The organism is Pseudomonas sp. Leaf129 (assembly GCF_001423465.1).
Lineage (GTDB): Bacteria > Pseudomonadota > Gammaproteobacteria > Pseudomonadales > Pseudomonadaceae > Aquipseudomonas > Aquipseudomonas coleopterorum.
In genome coordinates this window covers 384,780-399,990 of the sequence record NZ_LMOC01000008.1, presented here as the reverse complement: position 1 = coordinate 399,990, position 15,211 = coordinate 384,780, and the positions used below count along the sequence as shown (strand labels likewise).

General features: G+C 57.0%; 9 protein-coding genes, 1 tRNA gene and 2 pseudogenes. 2 read left to right on the top strand and 10 right to left on the bottom strand.

Going from position 1 to position 15,211, the window contains the following annotated elements; all coding sequences use genetic code 11:
• Window positions 1-419 precede the first annotated feature (419 nt).
• The 3 genes and pseudogenes from ASF66_RS15845 to ASF66_RS15835 all read right to left on the bottom strand — a co-directional run.
• The gene (locus ASF66_RS15845) at window positions 420-4,994 is read right to left on the bottom strand and encodes an ATP-binding protein (protein ID WP_056844506.1); all 4,575 of its coding nucleotides are present in this window, start codon (window positions 4,992-4,994) and stop codon (window positions 420-422) included.
• A gap of 497 nt (window positions 4,995-5,491) precedes the next feature.
• On the bottom strand, window positions 5,492-5,797 hold the full coding sequence (locus ASF66_RS15840) for a hypothetical protein (RefSeq protein WP_056844505.1): 306 nt from the start codon (window positions 5,795-5,797) through the stop codon (window positions 5,492-5,494).
• Window positions 5,794-6,429: pseudogene (locus ASF66_RS15835) on the bottom strand (integrase domain-containing protein); the annotation flags it as partial. The gene ASF66_RS15840 and the pseudogene ASF66_RS15835, both read right to left, overlap by 4 nt.
• Before the next feature lie 14 nt (window positions 6,430-6,443).
• On the opposite strand from ASF66_RS15835, the pseudogene ASF66_RS22960 reads away from it, so the two are divergent.
• Window positions 6,444-6,596 (top strand): annotated as a pseudogene (locus ASF66_RS22960) (phage portal protein); the annotation flags it as partial.
• Window positions 6,597-8,276: 1,680 nt separating this feature from the next.
• On the opposite strand, the gene ASF66_RS15830 reads toward ASF66_RS22960, so the two are convergent.
• The 6 genes from ASF66_RS15830 to ASF66_RS15805 form a co-directional block, all read right to left on the bottom strand.
• Window positions 8,277-8,352, bottom strand: a tRNA-Thr gene (locus ASF66_RS15830).
• 290 nt (window positions 8,353-8,642) lie between these two features.
• Window positions 8,643-9,863, bottom strand: coding sequence for a methyltransferase (locus tag ASF66_RS15825; RefSeq protein ID WP_082484700.1), 1,221 nt, complete (start codon window positions 9,861-9,863; stop codon window positions 8,643-8,645).
• Entirely contained in the window at window positions 9,830-10,519 is a 690-nt protein-coding gene (locus tag ASF66_RS15820; RefSeq protein ID WP_056844503.1) for an ABC transporter permease, read from the bottom strand. Before ASF66_RS15820 ends, ASF66_RS15825 begins: the two co-directional genes overlap by 34 nt.
• The gene (locus ASF66_RS15815) at window positions 10,516-11,211 is read right to left on the bottom strand and encodes an ABC transporter permease (protein ID WP_049861638.1); all 696 of its coding nucleotides are present in this window, start codon (window positions 11,209-11,211) and stop codon (window positions 10,516-10,518) included. Before ASF66_RS15815 ends, ASF66_RS15820 begins: the two co-directional genes overlap by 4 nt.
• 56 nt (window positions 11,212-11,267) lie before the next feature.
• Window positions 11,268-12,011 (bottom strand): ABC transporter substrate-binding protein, encoded by a 744-nt coding sequence (locus tag ASF66_RS15810; RefSeq protein WP_049861639.1) that lies wholly within the window; start codon window positions 12,009-12,011, stop codon window positions 11,268-11,270.
• A 15-nt stretch (window positions 12,012-12,026) separates the two neighbouring features.
• Window positions 12,027-12,800 (bottom strand): ABC transporter ATP-binding protein, encoded by a 774-nt coding sequence (locus ASF66_RS15805; protein WP_056844502.1) that lies wholly within the window; start codon window positions 12,798-12,800, stop codon window positions 12,027-12,029.
• A 590-nt stretch (window positions 12,801-13,390) separates the two neighbouring features.
• Here ASF66_RS15805 and gabP point away from each other — a divergent pair.
• Window positions 13,391-14,779: a GABA permease gene (gabP, locus tag ASF66_RS15800; protein ID WP_049861641.1), complete on the top strand. Its 1,389-nt coding sequence runs from the start codon at window positions 13,391-13,393 to the stop codon at window positions 14,777-14,779.
• Window positions 14,780-14,880: 101 nt separating this feature from the next.
• Here the strand turns inward: gabP and ASF66_RS15795 are convergent, their stop codons facing one another.
• Window positions 14,881-15,102 (bottom strand): hypothetical protein, encoded by a 222-nt coding sequence (locus ASF66_RS15795; protein ID WP_056844501.1) that lies wholly within the window; start codon window positions 15,100-15,102, stop codon window positions 14,881-14,883.
• Window positions 15,103-15,211: the final 109 nt, after the last annotated feature.

Here is a 15,211-nt window from a genome sequence, read left to right as displayed (position 1 = left end):
TGCAGGTGAATCACGTGGAAATGCATTTTCACAAAAAACACAAACAAAAAAGGCCCACCTTTCCGTGAGCCTTTCTCGTCGAACGATAGTGCGGCACCAGGAGTCGAACCAATCAATAACTTATTGGTGAGGGTCATTATTATCTTCAAGACTGCGTTTTTCTACCTCTAAGACTACCTCAAGACGTGCGCTCGCTTGTTGATAGCTATAAAAATAGGCATATCAGGATGCAGATGGCTACTTGGCACCCAAATCGTTGGCGTGCCGCAGGCCGTTCTCCGGAGGGTTACAGCCGTATCTCTGTGATCGCTGCTTTTATCACCCTTTGGAGTCGTTGAATTGCTGTGGTTAGTGCTGCGCATGAATCCCATAAGTTTTATGGCGATGCCTTCGTAAAGCACCTGTTTCGCTATTTATGGTCATGGACGCTCCGCGGCTTTAAGCCAGTCATTCATGCCGTCGACACCCAGAGTCAGCAGCGAATCCTGCGTCGCTACCACTCGCTGCAGCATGGCACCACCGTCTGACTCCTCCTGTTCTTCAGCCTGCGCGAAAAGGCGGGTTAGCAGTTGTGTGAGGTTGTTCTCATGGTCGTATAGATAGGGTTTTGTCTGTCGAACAAAATCAAGGTAAATCTCGGTCGCTTCTAATGCATACATTGGATCGCGAAGTGATATAGCGTTCAGCCATGCGTCGAAGCCATAGATGTCGTTTCGTGCAGAATCAGCTTCTGTTCCTAGCAAGAACAAGCAGCGCCGAATTAGCTCAATGGGTACAGCAACCAGCGGCGTTGTCTCCTGGAAGAGGTTGCGGAATTTGCGGGCAACGGCAAGAGCATAATGATTCTCGGCATCCAAGCCGGCCTCAAGACCGGCAAGACACTGTTCCCGGTGCTGCTGAATGTTGTCGCTGTGAGTCCAAACGCTCGCCGCACCACACCACGCTTCGACGGTTTCCCCTGCGTTGATTTCTACGAGAAGGGAAGAAAACTCCAATCGTTTCGAAAGAGCTGCCAGTGCGGATATACGCCCCCAAGTCTCAAAATCCTTGTTGCTGCCTTCGCGATAAAGACGTGCTAGCCACAAAGCGACAATTTCGAATTTTTGGTAGTAAGCGTAATACAGGCTAGATTCGGCTATTGGCCAAAGTCCGGGGGATTTCTCCTGCATGGTAAGGCCAAACAGCTCCCAGCCAAGTTCAGGGTGACGGCTTTGTAAATAGGGCATACGCCGCAGCAATAGGGCGCGAATAGCGGGGTGCGGGTCTGCGGCAAATAGGCGTAGCGCATTCGGTAGCAATTGGGGCCACGGTACGCCGTTCTTTTCAAGTTGATTGGCCACGATCATCAAGGCTTCCGCTGCGTTCCCTTTGGCCATATTGATGCCAGCTGTGACCAAATCAACGGAATCCCCTGAGATGGAGCTCTCCTCCTGTAGTGTCGAAAAATCCGCAGCCAAAGACACTAGCCGCGTAGCGTCCTGTGACAGTTCAACTACGTGCGCACAGCTCTCTATTGCTTTAGATGCGACGCGGTTGTGGTACCAATGACTCGGATGCGCTTCCAGCTCATTTAGGATTTGCTGCACCAACGCTGCCGCATTGGGCTCATCTTTGGGTGACCAAGTGCCATTTACCTGCAAGTTGCCGTAGCGGTGAGCTAGGTAGGTCGCAATGCCCTCCATGAGGTCGTCTCGAAAGCGGTCCGAGATCCGCTCCCAGTTGGCTGATAAAAGACTCATAAAGCGGGTGGGGTGGCGCGAAGCCGCCTCACGTAATTGTGAGCCAACCTCTCTCCCCCCCCCCATCAGAAAGTCATCAAAAGGGCTACTGGCATGCGCTTTGTAGTGATTCAGCAGGCCCAGCACAGAGTCATCGCTTGCATCAAGAAACACCTCGAAAGAAAACGGTGCGCTAACCATTCCTCCACCTATGTGAATGTCCGGCTGGCGAATCAGAGGCCATATTTCTTTTTCGCACTCATCCAATACAGCCTGTGCGTCGGCTGAACGCAGATGGCAGGGGATGGTAAGAATTAGTTTCGCTTGATCTCGTAGCGCCCATGCATGGTGCTTCGGGTCAGTTGTAGTTTCCAGGCGAAGGGTTAAAACAGTCGAATGTATTGCGTCTTGCGTAGCCGCATCAAGGTGCAGAAAAGTGGTCTGTATAAGCGTGCCGAGTTCATACGACAAAGCGGATTCGAGCAGTTTTTTGTTGCAAAGCATGCGGCCAATCACATCCAGGTTAGCGGTTGGTGCTGCCATGCACGCGAGGATGGCGAAATAGCGCAATGCGCCTTCTGTGCTGAAGCACAGACGTTCGCTGTTGCTTTTCCACCAATTCGATTGCGTGTTTGCGTGATGCACGATGGCGGTTTCAACGGCATCCAGCAGTATGCGTTCACTATCAAGGTGCCGGTGGTCGGTCTGGGTGTGTGCGTCGTTGTATGACGTTTGGTGTAGGAAGCCGCTCCCAAAATTTTTCGGAGCCTCGCCATAGCGTGAGTTCTTGATTTGGCTCCATCGCTCAATCGATGCTATAGCCAGGTCAAGCAATGCCGTGGACTTTCGCATTCGATCTGCGAGAAAAGTTTTATTGCTTGTCCCAAACTCATGCGGTTGACAGTGCAGCTTTTTGTCAAAGCTATAGGCAAGCACATCTTCGTCGGTGACTTCGCCAGCGACATAACGCCACAGAACCGTATCATCCATACCGCCATCTTTTACGCAGCGCGCGAGTGCATGCCCGAGAAAGCTGTGTTCTTGCCTCGGTAACTTAAGCAATTCGACAAGCAAAGGCACAAGCATCGCCGAATGGTCTGCATGGACTTGCGTGATCGCATGTGCAATAGAATTTGTCAGCTGGGTATTATCCACCCCATCCAGTGCCAGTACCTCGGTCCAAAATGCGAACACCCCTACGGCATCGTCATTTTTCCATTGAGATACTCGGTGCACATGCATCGTTAACCCGTCAACATCGCGGGTATCTTTCAAAAACGGGACTAGATGCTTCATCCAGAAGTGATGCCATTCCACCCGAGCCGCCTGGGTATAGATCACCTGAAAGACATCACGATGCTGGTTGCGCAGGTCGCGTATTAGAAGCCAGTCGTCATCGTGTGGGGGTTGTTCTGTAAAGGTTTCCGCCACAAGACGGCGAATATGGAAGGCATTGTTGCCTGTCAAAACAGTACGCAGCTGTTTTCGGAATTCGCGTCGATCTCCGGTTGTCAGCTGCGTGACAAAGCTGCGAATGCTGGGGCGCACAAAAGGCACGGGCGGTAAACGTTGTATGAATGCGTTCAAAGTAACAGCTTGGCGTACCGCGCCGCTGATCACCAATACGTCGAGCAGCGTCTGGTGCCCGAATGTCAGTTGCCCATCCTGCGTCTCATGCAGCACCTTATTACTGAGAAGTGCACGTTGAATATCTTGTGAGGCGGTGAATCGCTGACGTGGCACCGCAAGGCTGCGCAACTTTAGCATTTCAGCCGCGATGGCTTCAATGGCTTGCATGGCGGCATCGCCCAGTGCGCTATTGGCCTGCACGATCGTGGCAAGGTAGCGCTGTGCCAGCGCTTGGCTGGTCACTACATTGAAGCTACCTCCTTGCTGCGCTAATTCAACAAACAAGGCCAATTCACGTGGATTACAAATCAATTCGCGCGTGGTCGTATCGGTGGCCGATGCGTCAATGCTGAGTTTTACGAGCAGCGGCGCTATCTCGGTATCCCATTCCAATGGCTGGCAGGTGATTTTTTTACCCCAACTGCGCTGGGCAATACGCCGATCGTAATGACAGTCAAAGTCGCGACAGGCAGTGACAACGGTAATGTTGGGAACCAGCAGCAGACGATCAATTTGGGCAAGGAAGTACGTAAGTACGCTGTGTTCACGGGCAATGGAAAGTACATCTAACGAGTCGATCATTACGACTACGTGCGCATCCTCCGCCATGCGTGCCGCTCCTTCTACCCAATGTTCAGGCAGGCCTAGGGCTTGACGGTCTTGCGCAGTGACGATGTCGGCGAACTCGCGCGATTGAATGAACAGCGGCAGTAGGTCAGTGCGGGTTTGGGCGAGTTGTTCCAGTGCTTCTTGCACTGCCAGCATTACGCAAGTCTTGCCAGATCCCGGCAAACCGGTGAGCAAGATAGAGCCATGTTTGGCTTCAATGGCTTTGATGAGTTCGTTGACGGACGGATTCGAAACGCTTTCACTGCCAATATCTCTGCGCCATGACCGGCCAATGGCAGAAGTGCTTTTGAATGAAGTACGAACCTTTACCATGTCCATGGGAGGGGTCAGCAGCGAGCCTGCGTTGTCCAGCAAGACTTTCAGGTTGTCCTTTGTCAGTCGATGTTGCGTAGCACTACTTTCGCCGTGGCCGCTAACGCGCATTCCGAGGTAATCAAGGCGTGTCCATAGGGTGTTGTAAGCCGCTGAACCGTTGCTTACCAACCGCCACAAACGCTCGCGCAGAAATGCCTCCATGCGATCCAGTTCTGGACTGATTTCAAACGTCGTGCGTTGTAGGAACTGGTAGGTTGAAAGATTTGACGCCTGTTCGACAAGCAGACTTCCTAGTTCGGTATCTGACTCTTGGAGCGCCTTGCCCAGATTGGTTTGGTAGGTTGCTTCATCGGCATAGTTGGTGCTGTATTCCCGCAGTCTTGAGAGATCACCAAACGCGCTGCGCGAATAGAAGCGAATTTCCGCTGTCGGATCGCTGGTCAACAAGCTGATTGCCTTGCGCAATTCGTCGGCGAGGTCGGCAATAGACCAGGCCTTATGCAGCGTCTGGTTTTTTTTGCATTGGCAGTAAATTTTGGTGCCATCTACTTTGCCGATCACCACATCGTCCACTGACCCGCTTACTGAGTCTACTTCAAGCCACTGGTAACCAGGCTGCGAAAGAATGCTCAAAGCCCAGTCAAAGGCAACCAGCGTTTGGTAACCATCGCCTCGATTGGACTGAATACCTGCTTTGCTCATTTGCTTGTCCTGTTTGACTACGACTGCCCCCTGACCTATTCAGCAGCCAGGCTGTGCCGCACCTTATTTTTCCCGGCACGATTAGCCAACGCGCCACGCGATATCCGAATACGTCCACAACGCTCTAGAGTTGGGGGGGACCTTTTGTCGTGCGTAGCACCGGCTGACGAATTATCGCGTCCGATGCCACATATCGGTGTAGTTCATTGGTTGCCAAAAGCGGTCTGGGGAAATGAGCCGTTATCTGGAGCATAGATTGACCGTTAACATGGATATTGTCACCGGGCATTCCGCAGGGCTGCCGAGCTGTATCCACGGAAGGCCAAGCATGAGAACTCCCCGCCTTTCTAGGGCAGATGGCTGGCTAGCAACAGCGGATGCCGTTACCGACCATCCTCACCGGGGAGCAAAGTGGACCATGCCGGCTTTCCACCCCTGGCCGATCTAGGCCTGTCGCCCTTTTTGCGTGCAATGATCAAATCGGGTGAAAACGTTGGTCAGCGTCTCTCCCGAGGTCCCCTATAGATGCTGACCTTGAAATGCCATGGCTTACCTAAGCGAATAGTGAGCAAATGCACGGTCAGCAGATAGTAATAGCGCGTGGATTCAGTGCGCTGGTTCAGGTGCTGATTTAGAAACCAATCGATATGTTTTCGCTGCCAGGTCCATGGATTGTCTAGGTGCCAGCGATAATGTATCGCCGCTTGAATGGCCTTCGCCTGACGAAGGTGACGCATGCGGGTGGAGTGCGATCCGGTCAGAGCGCCCACCAAGAACAGCTCCATATCGAATGGCTTACTCATGCTCGACCACCGATGTAAGCCGATACCAGGTCGATACGGCCGTGCCCAAGTTCATAGCTGAGTTGTTCTCGGGCCCGCCGATCAAGGGGCCGGTCAAACTGGTCGCACCGCCCATCATTATTGATGGGCGCGGGATAGAGGGTGATTTGCTCATAGCGTTCGCACGCATAGGCTGCGCGCAGTTCGTGGAAGCCTTTGAGGTTGTGCGTATGGAGGACGTCTCGGGCGGGGCGTACGACGCGTTGCTGGAAATCGAGGTAGCTCTCGTTCGGTGCCAGTAGGTTGTGGCTGCCATGCGGTAGGATCTGCTCGGTATATCTGAGTGCTTCGCGTACATGGTCATCCACCACGATCCAGCGAGCTGCTGTTGCTCCGCTGCGCCCACCTTTTGTGCCGTCCTGGATGTTGATCCTCCCGAGTTGCTCGGCTTCGCGTTGCAGTCGAGGAAAATCGGCCAAAATCGCCTCACGCAAACGCATGCCAGTGGTCCTCGCTAACTGAACGATGGCGGCAGCGTGCGGCTGCTGATGTTCGTAAAGCTCGTCAACGATCCGCTTAACGTATTCGCGGTCTTGGCCTTGCGGTACTGAGCGACGAACACTCGCCCGCTGCATTCCCAACGTTTGCTTGGGCTCGGTACTCACGGATTCCGCAGAACGCGGGCGGGTTTGGCTCGATCAAGGAGGCGGCTGAGATCTGGGAGATGAATGAGCTGGAGCCGATTCAGGTGGGATTATGGCAGGTGAATGATTGGGTGGGGGAGGAGGTGGTGCGGTTCACCGGCATCGAGCAGACATAACGTAAAAATATTGGACGGGGGATAAGCCTGTGGATTGGACAGGAACTGTCGGCCATATGAAGCAATCCCTAACTTCACATTTGTTCTTAGCAGATTGCCGCAACCCTCAGAAAAATAATGATTTTCAGAAAGCCAATAATCTGGCGCCATCACTAACCATGGCGTCGCGCTATGGCTAACTACGTTGGCTAATTTTTGATCAGGTGGCCAGTAGGTTAATATCAGGGTCCTTCAACCCATTGAAAAATAGCGTCATGCAAGATTTTTCAGAAAAGTTGTGCACAGCTTTATCCACAGATATATCGATATTCTTGTGGATAAGACCACAAAAAAAACCCATATATGGGCTTGCTTTGATTTCCTGAGGACTTTAGTATCTGCGACAAGAGAACGTCACATGCAGACTTAAGTCAAACATGACGTCAATAGATTGGCCTGTGGCCTAAAGAAAAGTCCCGCAATTATGCGGGACCCCAACGCTGAGAAGGGCTAGTTTTGCAGGCTCAACCCTTTTCGGCTCTCCTGGCTTGGAACCAAGGTTTTCGGATTCTACATCTGAGTAATGTTGATGGCAATTTTTTTGATTTGCCCCGACTTTTTCGGCTGTTCCGCCTTGGCGTCAAGCATTAGTAACGCATGCCAAATGGAGTATGCATTATGTCAAACGGCAAAAAACCAGGCGAAAATACTGGCCGTAATGGTGGTATCTACCAAGAAGAAGGTCCACGTGGTGGGAAGAGGGACAATTTCACAACTGTCCCTGATAACACTCGGCTTCCCCCAACGACTAGTCCAGGCTCCACCTGGGTACCTCGGAACAGGACGCCCGATAGTAAACGTTAACTAGCAGCTTAAGTCGTACTGCTAGCTTCAAAAAGCCGCCCAGCTTGCTGGGCGGCTTTTTTTGTGATCGGTTGCCATTGCACGTGCCCTATCGGTCTGCAACGTATGGGGCCTTTAAAGCATGTCTAGATCCAGTACGCGCGCCGTCATCCCCCCACCTCGCCTACGGGCTAGATAGGTCGCGTTTTCTGCACACCTGCAACTGGTATCCGCGCAGGGCTGTTCGGGTTGTATCTTGCATCCTCAAGCAGACTATTACCTGCAAAATCCTGCACCGAACCGTCGATTCTTGGCGCACTCGTAGAGGCGATCCAGAGTCCCATTTATGGGAGACCCGTGGGGAAAAGGTAATTGAGGAAACTGGAAACTAGAAACTGGAATCGGGCTGAAGGCCAACGGCGATGCGGGTTGTAGCGCTTACCCAGTGGAGTAATCTCGGGTAACAGTACAGGTAATTTTCTATTAACTAGCTGTTTTATAAGGATTTTTAATATAGGCGCGCTCACCCTGCTGAAAGGTAAGACCATTACTTCAAATTACTCGGAAATTACTTTCATAACTGGGCTACAACGCTTGTGTGGCAAGGCTTTCCGAGGAGTAGACCGAAAAATTATCTCGGTTACCTGTTTCCCACGGGTCACCATGAAAACAGGATTAGCCACGCTGGGAGAGGGCTCGTAGATGGCTGCACGCTTGGCCGCAAGACCGCAAGACCGCAAGACCGCAAGACCGCAATGCGCGGGCGTCTGCCCATGCTCGGTCGCGTGCTTGTTACGTGGGTTGTTACGTGCGGGACAAAAACAAAGGGCCTGCATCGCTGCAAGCCCTTGTTTTGTATGGTGCCGGCACCAGGAATCGAACCCGGGACCTACTGATTACAAGTCAGTTGCTCTACCATCTGAGCTATACCGGCAAGTGAGGGCGCTGATTATAGCCATTCGATCGCCCGAGTAAACCCCCCTGCGGCATTATTTCTTCGTCTTTAGCTCTTAACCCGTCAGTGCTTATGCACATTCGGCGTGCCAACCCGGTCGACCGTTCGCCGATTAGGTCGTTTTGATGACATCGTTCGCAAGCTACTGTTTTCGCTGGCGAATCGGACATGACCGAAAAATGACCAGTCTGCATTCCAGCGTTCTGGCGCAGCACCGATGCGTCGCGTCACACTTCTACCCACAGAGTTATCCACAGGTTGCGCAGGCTTCAGGTGAGTTCGGCGATGATCATCAGATTGCGGGGCGTCAGGGTTTCCGGGCAGAAGGTGCCGACCTGTGCGGTGTACTGGCGCTCTTGCAGGTACAGGGCGCGGTCGAGCACCAGCCACAGCTCCAGGGGCTTGCGGAACAGGCCGCGCAGCAGCTCGAGGTTGCGGACGTGGGCCAGTCGTTGCCAGCCGCGCGCTTCGAGGTTGTTGAAGTCCACACCATGCCCTATCGGTACGCTCTGCAATGCGGCCAAGTCGCGGCAGTAGTCGGCGAAGGGTTTGGCCAGCCAGGCGGCGGGCAGGGAGGGGCAGGGCAGGTAGTGGTCGATGCCGAGTTGCTCGCGCTGCAGCAGGTCGAAGGCCAGGCGGCGGGCCATGGACTGGTCGCGCTGGCGGCGCACGCGGGCGCCGGCGGTGACGGTGGCTTCCAGGGGCAGGCCGAGGTCTTCGAGGGTGAGGGAGAGGGCGGAGGGCTCGCTGCACAGTTGGCGGTAGGCGCCGTGGGTGCGGTTGTAGCAGCAGGGTGCGAAGGCCAGGTGCTGGCAGCCTGCCTGGGTGGCGCGGTGCATGAGCTGGACGTGCAGGTCGCCGCAGGCGTGCAGGGCGACGGGGGTGATGCAGGCTTGCAGGCACAGGTCGTCGGCCATGACGTCTTGCAGCCGGTGGTGGGCGGGCAAGGCGTGGTGGGTGCTGAGTTGGGCGCCGCTGGCGACCAGTGCGGGGTCGTATTCCAGGCAGGTGAGGTGTTGGCCATCGCGCAGCAGGCGGCGGCCGAGGTGGCCTTTGCCGGCGCACCAGTCCAGCCAGTGGCTGGTGGAATCGGCGAAGGGCAGGGCAGCGGCGAAGGCTTCGATCTGTTGCCATTTGCGGCCGGGCACGTCGACGTTGAGCCGGTGGCGAGCGGCGGGCACGTCAGTGGTCGGCAGCGGGCCCACTGCGCTGAGCGCATGTGCCTGCCGGGCCAACGCAGGAAAGGGCGCCGGGCCGTCCAGGTCGAGCAGCGAGTTATGCACAGCCTCGGCGTCGGCCAGGGTGCGGGCGCGCAGCCAACTGGCAAGCTCGGGATACTTGGCTTCCCAAGGTAAGGTCAGTTGGGTGAAGGGCTTGGGCCGCCACAGGTCGACATGCGCGGTCAAAAAGGCGTCCAGTGCGTGAAAGCGCTCACGCAGCTGGTCGCCTTGCAGGGTCAGCGGCCCTGGCACGCGTCCACGCGCAGCCAGCGCTCGAGCAGTTTGAAGGCCTGCACCAGCACGAACGACATCGCCAGGTAGAACATGCCGGCGGCGAAGAAGATTTCCACCGGCAGGTAGGTGCGGGCGATGATCGTGCGGGCCATGCCGGTGAGTTCCAGCAGGGTGACGGTGCTGGCCAGCGAGCTGGCCTTGAGCATCAGGATCACTTCGTTGCTGTAGGCCGGCAGGCCGATGCGGGCGGCGCGTGGCAGCATGATGTGCACCAGCGCCTTGCTGCGAGACATGCCGAGAGCGCAGGCGGCTTCGATCTCGCCCTTGGGAATGGCTTGCAGGGCGCCGCGCAGGATTTCTGCGATGTAGGCGGCGGTGTGCAGGGTCATGGTCCCGGCGGCGCACCAGAACGGGCTGCGCAGGTAGGGCCACAGGCTGCTCTCGCGCACCGCGTCGAACTGTGCCAGCCCGTAGTACACCAGGAACAGCTGCACCAGCAGCGGCGTACCGCGAAAGAAGAAGATATAGGCGTAGGGCAGCCCGCTGATGTACCACTTCTTCGAGGTGCGGGCGATGCCCAGCGGGATGGCCAGGATAAGTCCGGCCAGTACCGCGATGGCGACCAGTTCCAGGGTCAGGGTGGCGCCTTGCATCAGGCGCGGCAGCCACTTGATGATCACTTCCCAGTTCATTGCGAAGCCCTCGCGAAGCCGCGCGCGGCGCGTTTCTCCATGAAGTGCAGGGCAACCATGGCGACCACGGTGAGGCTCAGGTACATCAGGGCGGCGACCATATAGAAGGTGAACGGCTGTTTGCTGACGGTGACGGCGTTCTGCGCGTTGCGCATGATTTCTTCCAGGCTGATGACGGACACCAGCGCGGTGTCCTTCATCAGAATCAGAAATAGATTACCCAGCCCCGGCAGGGCGATGCGCCACATCTGCGGCAGCACCAGGCGGATGAAAATGCGCGACGTGCTCAGCCCCAGGGCCAGGCCGGCTTCGCGATGGCCTTTGGGAATGGCCAGGATGGCGCCGCGGAACACTTCGGTGGCGTAGGCGCCGAAGCACAGGCCCAGCGCAATCACGCCAGCGGCGAAAGGGCTGAGCTCCAGGCTGCCGACGCCCAGGGCCAGGCCGAAGCTGCGCAGGCCGTTGACGGTGCCGAAGTAGATCAGCAACACCCACAGCAGTTCGGGGATGCCGCGTACCAGCGTCGAGTAGAAACCGCCGAGCCACTGCAGGGGGCGGTTGCGCGAGGTTTTCGCCAGAGCCCCGGCGAGGCCCAGCAACAGCCCCAGGCACAGGGCGCTGAGGGCCAGTTTGACGGTCATCAGCGCGCCTGCGGCAAGCGCAGGGCCGAAGCCATAGAGATCGATGTTCATGGGCAGGCTTGTTCAGGGGCAGACGTCGGCCTTGTAGGTCGACGCCTGCCGGGCTGTCAGAGAATGCTGAAAGGGAAGTACTTGTCGTTGATCTTCTTGTAGGTGCCGTCAGCGATGATTTCCTGCAGTGCCGCGTTCAGCTTCTCGCGCAGAGCGTCGCCCTTGCGGACGGCAATGCCGATCTTGTCGCTTTCCTCGACCGCATCGCCCTTGAACTCGAAGTCTTGGCCGGCCTTGCTTTTCAGCCAGTCGTAGCTGGCGTACTTGTCGGCCAGGATGGCATCGAGGCGGCCGCTGCTCAGGTCCAGGAAGGCGTTTTCAGAGGTGTCATAGAGCTGAGCCTCGATACCGTATTTGTCTTCCAGCCAGGTGCCGGACAAGGTCGCGCGCTGGGCACCGATGGATTTGTTCTCCAGGCTTTCGCGGTCGATGGGGAAATCCACACCCTTCTTGGCGATGAACTGCAGCTTGTTGCTGTAGTAGGGGTTGGTGAAGTCCACCACTGCCGAGCGCTCGGGGGTGATCGACATGGACGACACCAGGAAGTCGAACTTCTGCGACTGCAGCGCGGGGATGATGCCGTCCCAGTCGGAGGTGACCACTTCACATTCCACTTCCATCTTCGCGCACAGGGCCTTGCCGATGTCGACGTCGAAGCCCACGACCTGGCCGCTGGTGTCCTTGCTGTTGAACGGTGGGTAGGCCGCTTCCACGCCCATGCGCAGTTTTTCGGCCGCCATCGCCGCGCCGTTGACCAGCAGTGTGGCGGCAACCGCCAGAAAGAGTTTCTTGATGTTCATATTGTTATTGCTCCGTTAGCGGTTGCTGGACATGAACTGCCTGCAGCGCGCCGACAAGGGGTTGTCGAATACTTGCTCGGGCGTACCCTGCTCTTCCACCAGACCTTGATGCAGAAACACCACCTCGCTGGAGACTTGCCGGGCGAAGCCCATCTCGTGTGTCACCAGCAGCATGGTACGGCCTTCTTCGGCCAGGTTGCGAATAACCGAGAGCACCTCCTGGACCATTTCCGGATCCAGCGCCGAGGTCGGCTCGTCGAACAGGATAACCTTGGGCTGCATGGCCAGGGTGCGGGCAATCGCCGCACGTTGTTGCTGACCGCCGGAAAGCTCGTTCGGATAGGCGTGGCGCTTGTCGGCGATACCGACCTTTTCCAGCAGCGCCTCGGCTACCTCGACCGCTTCGGCGCGGCTCTGGCCGAGCACGCGGCGCGGCGCTTCGATGATGTTGTCGAGCACGCTCATGTGCGGCCACAGGTTGAAATTTTGAAACACAAAACCGATCTGGCTGCGCAGCCGGTTGATCTGGCGATTGTCGGCGGCAATCAGTTCGCCGTTGCGTGCGGCCTTGAGCTTGAGCGCTTCACCGGCCACCAGGATTTCGCCCTGGTGAGGGTTTTCCAGCAGGTTGATGCAGCGCAGCAGGGTCGACTTGCCGGAACCGGATGAACCGAGGATGGAGATCACTGCACCGTCGTTGGCGGCCAGCGATATGCCTTTGAGCACGTCCAGTGCACCGTAGCGCTTGTGCAGGTTACGGATTTCCAGAGCGGGCGTGGCCTGAGCCATGTGCGGTCCTCATATAGGCGAGTGCGGCCTGCCATCGTCGACATGAACAGCCAGGCGCACAGCTAGCATAGCGCGGATGGCGGGACTGAACGTGCAGCTGGGTTCTCGAGTGCCTGATGCACGGTGCAAGGGCACTGTGGCCAGGAGTTCGGACGGGCAGGGCGCGGTAAAAAAGGCGCGATGTTGCCAGTTTTGCCGGGACGAGGAAAGCGCGAATGCAGGGGATGTTCAATGGCGCGATGAGAGGCGGGTGGCACGAAGTAGCACCTGAGTCGTGCATTGTCCGTGTAAAAGTTGCGCCTTCAGGTTGCACTGTTTTTGTGCGAGGGTGTTACCGGCGTCGTTTTTTGGTGCGGCATAACGATCCAGGCTGAGTAGTTCGGTAATGCGCAGGAGCCACAAGGGCAATCCTCAACGGATTCAATCCCTTGCCACGATCGGTCGAGAGGTCCGATTCAGGGCGGCAGGATATACCTTGGTACAATTTGGCGCAATTATTGCGTAAAAGATATGGAACGGGGTGTAGCGGACTTTGCACAAGGCTCGCGACCACCGCCGGACAGAACGCTATTTTTCGCAAAGGTAGTTTTATGAGTACGCAGAATTCCACAGGTCTCGCTCAGGGACTCAAGCCGCGTCATGTAACTATGCTGTCGATCGCCGGTGTGATCGGTGCCGGCCTGTTCGTAGGTTCCGGCCACGCCATCGCTGCTGCCGGCCCTGCCGTGCTGCTGGCCTATGCCGCTGCCGGTAGCCTGGTGGTACTGGTCATGCGCATGCTGGGTGAAATGGCCGTTGCCTCGCCTGACACCGGTTCGTTTTCCACCTACGCCGACCGCGCCATTGGCCATTGGGCCGGTTTCTCCATCGGCTGGCTGTACTGGTGGTTCTGGGTGCTGGTAATCCCGCTGGAAGCCAACGCCGCCGCCTCGATCCTGCACGCCTGGATTCCCGATGTTGCGCATTGGGTGTTCGCTTTGGTGATCACCCTGGTGCTGACGGTAACCAACCTGTTCAGCGTGAAGAACTATGGTGAATTCGAGTTCTGGTTCGCGCTGATCAAGGTGCTGGCCATCATCGCCTTCATCGTCGTGGGCCTGGGCGCGGTGTTCGGCTTCATGCCCAACAGCCAGGTCAGCGGTGTCAGCCACCTCACCGACACCATGGGCTTCATGCCCAACGGGCTGGGCGCCGTCGTCGCTGCCATGCTGACCACCATGTTCTCGTTCATGGGCACCGAAATCGTCACCATCGCCGCCGCCGAATCGAAGAACCCCGGTCAGCAGATCTCCAAGGCCACCAACTCGGTGATCTGGCGGATCTTCCTGTTCTACCTCGTATCGATCTTTCTGGTGGTGGCCCTGGTGCCATGGAACGACCCGCGCCTGGCCGAGCTGGGTTCCTACCAGACCGTGCTGGAGTTGATCGGTATTCCCAACGCCAAGCTGATCGTCGACATCGTGGTACTGGTCGCCGTAACCAGCTGCCTGAACTCGGCGCTGTACACCGCTTCGCGCATGCTGTTCTCCCTGAGCAAGCGTGGCGACGCGCCGGCTGCCGCACAGAAAACCTCGAAGTCGGGCACCCCGTCGGTAGCCGTGCTGATGTCCACCGCCGCCGCCTTCGTGGCCGTGATCGCCAACTACGTCGCGCCAGCCGCCGTGTTCGATTTCCTGCTCGCCACCTCCGGCGCCATCGCGTTGCTGGTGTACCTGGTGATCGCTGTGTCGCAACTTCGCATGCGCCGCAAGCGCGAGATCGCCGGTGAGAAGATCGACTTCAAGATGTGGCTGTTCCCCGGCCTCACCTACCTGGTCATCCTGTTCATCGTTGCGGTACTGACCACCATGGCGCTGCGCGAAGACCACCGCGTGGAAATCCTCGCCACGGGCGGCCTGGCCATCGCGGTCGTGGTTGCGGGCCTGATCGTCTCCAGCCGTCGCAAGGCCGGTAATGCGCGAGTAGCGCTGAGCCGCTGATCGATTGGACCGTTGGAATGCAAAGGCCGCTGTCAGTGATGACAGCGGCCTTTGTTGTTTCTGTAGCCCTGCATGCGGGCAAGCATGCCTGGCTCGGCGTGTCAGCCGCTCAGGTTATCCAGCTCCTTCGCTTGGGAATCATTTACCCGCGCCCTGACAGGTGGTTTGAGAAACGCTTGTTTCCATTCCGGCCACTGTTCGACCTTTCGCCGGCACAAGGCAAGGTGGTCGAGGAATGCTTGTTTCTTTGCAGCCGCGCTTGGCTGCCCTGCCGTCGAATGCGTGGCTAGCGAAAGGCGTTCGAGTTTTTCATCACTGTGCATGCTGACTCCGTGTGCTGAGTGCTGATCCGTCCGTGGATCAATGGGAACTCCCGGTGTGTTTCGAGAGGTATGAGGTGAAGGCAAAGGGTAGCCCATGAGCCTGCCACGC

Bases quoted from the DNA above. Each gene is read 5' to 3' on its own strand.
- ASF66_RS15845 (WP_056844506.1), bottom strand. From the start codon at position 4,994: ATGAGCAAAGCAGGTATTCAGTCCAATCGAGGCGATGGTTACCAAACG.
- ASF66_RS15840 (WP_056844505.1), bottom strand. From the start codon at position 5,797: ATGAGTAAGCCATTCGATATGGAGCTGTTCTTGGTGGGCGCTCTGACC.
- ASF66_RS15820 (WP_056844503.1), bottom strand. From the start codon at position 10,519: ATGAACTGGGAAGTGATCATCAAGTGGCTGCCGCGCCTGATGCAAGGC.
- ASF66_RS15815 (WP_049861638.1), bottom strand. From the start codon at position 11,211: ATGAACATCGATCTCTATGGCTTCGGCCCTGCGCTTGCCGCAGGCGCG.
- ASF66_RS15810 (WP_049861639.1), bottom strand. From the start codon at position 12,011: ATGAACATCAAGAAACTCTTTCTGGCGGTTGCCGCCACACTGCTGGTC.
- ASF66_RS15805 (WP_056844502.1), bottom strand. From the start codon at position 12,800: ATGGCTCAGGCCACGCCCGCTCTGGAAATCCGTAACCTGCACAAGCGC.
- gabP (WP_049861641.1), top strand. From the start codon at position 13,391: ATGAGTACGCAGAATTCCACAGGTCTCGCTCAGGGACTCAAGCCGCGT.
- ASF66_RS15795 (WP_056844501.1), bottom strand. From the start codon at position 15,102: ATGCACAGTGATGAAAAACTCGAACGCCTTTCGCTAGCCACGCATTCG.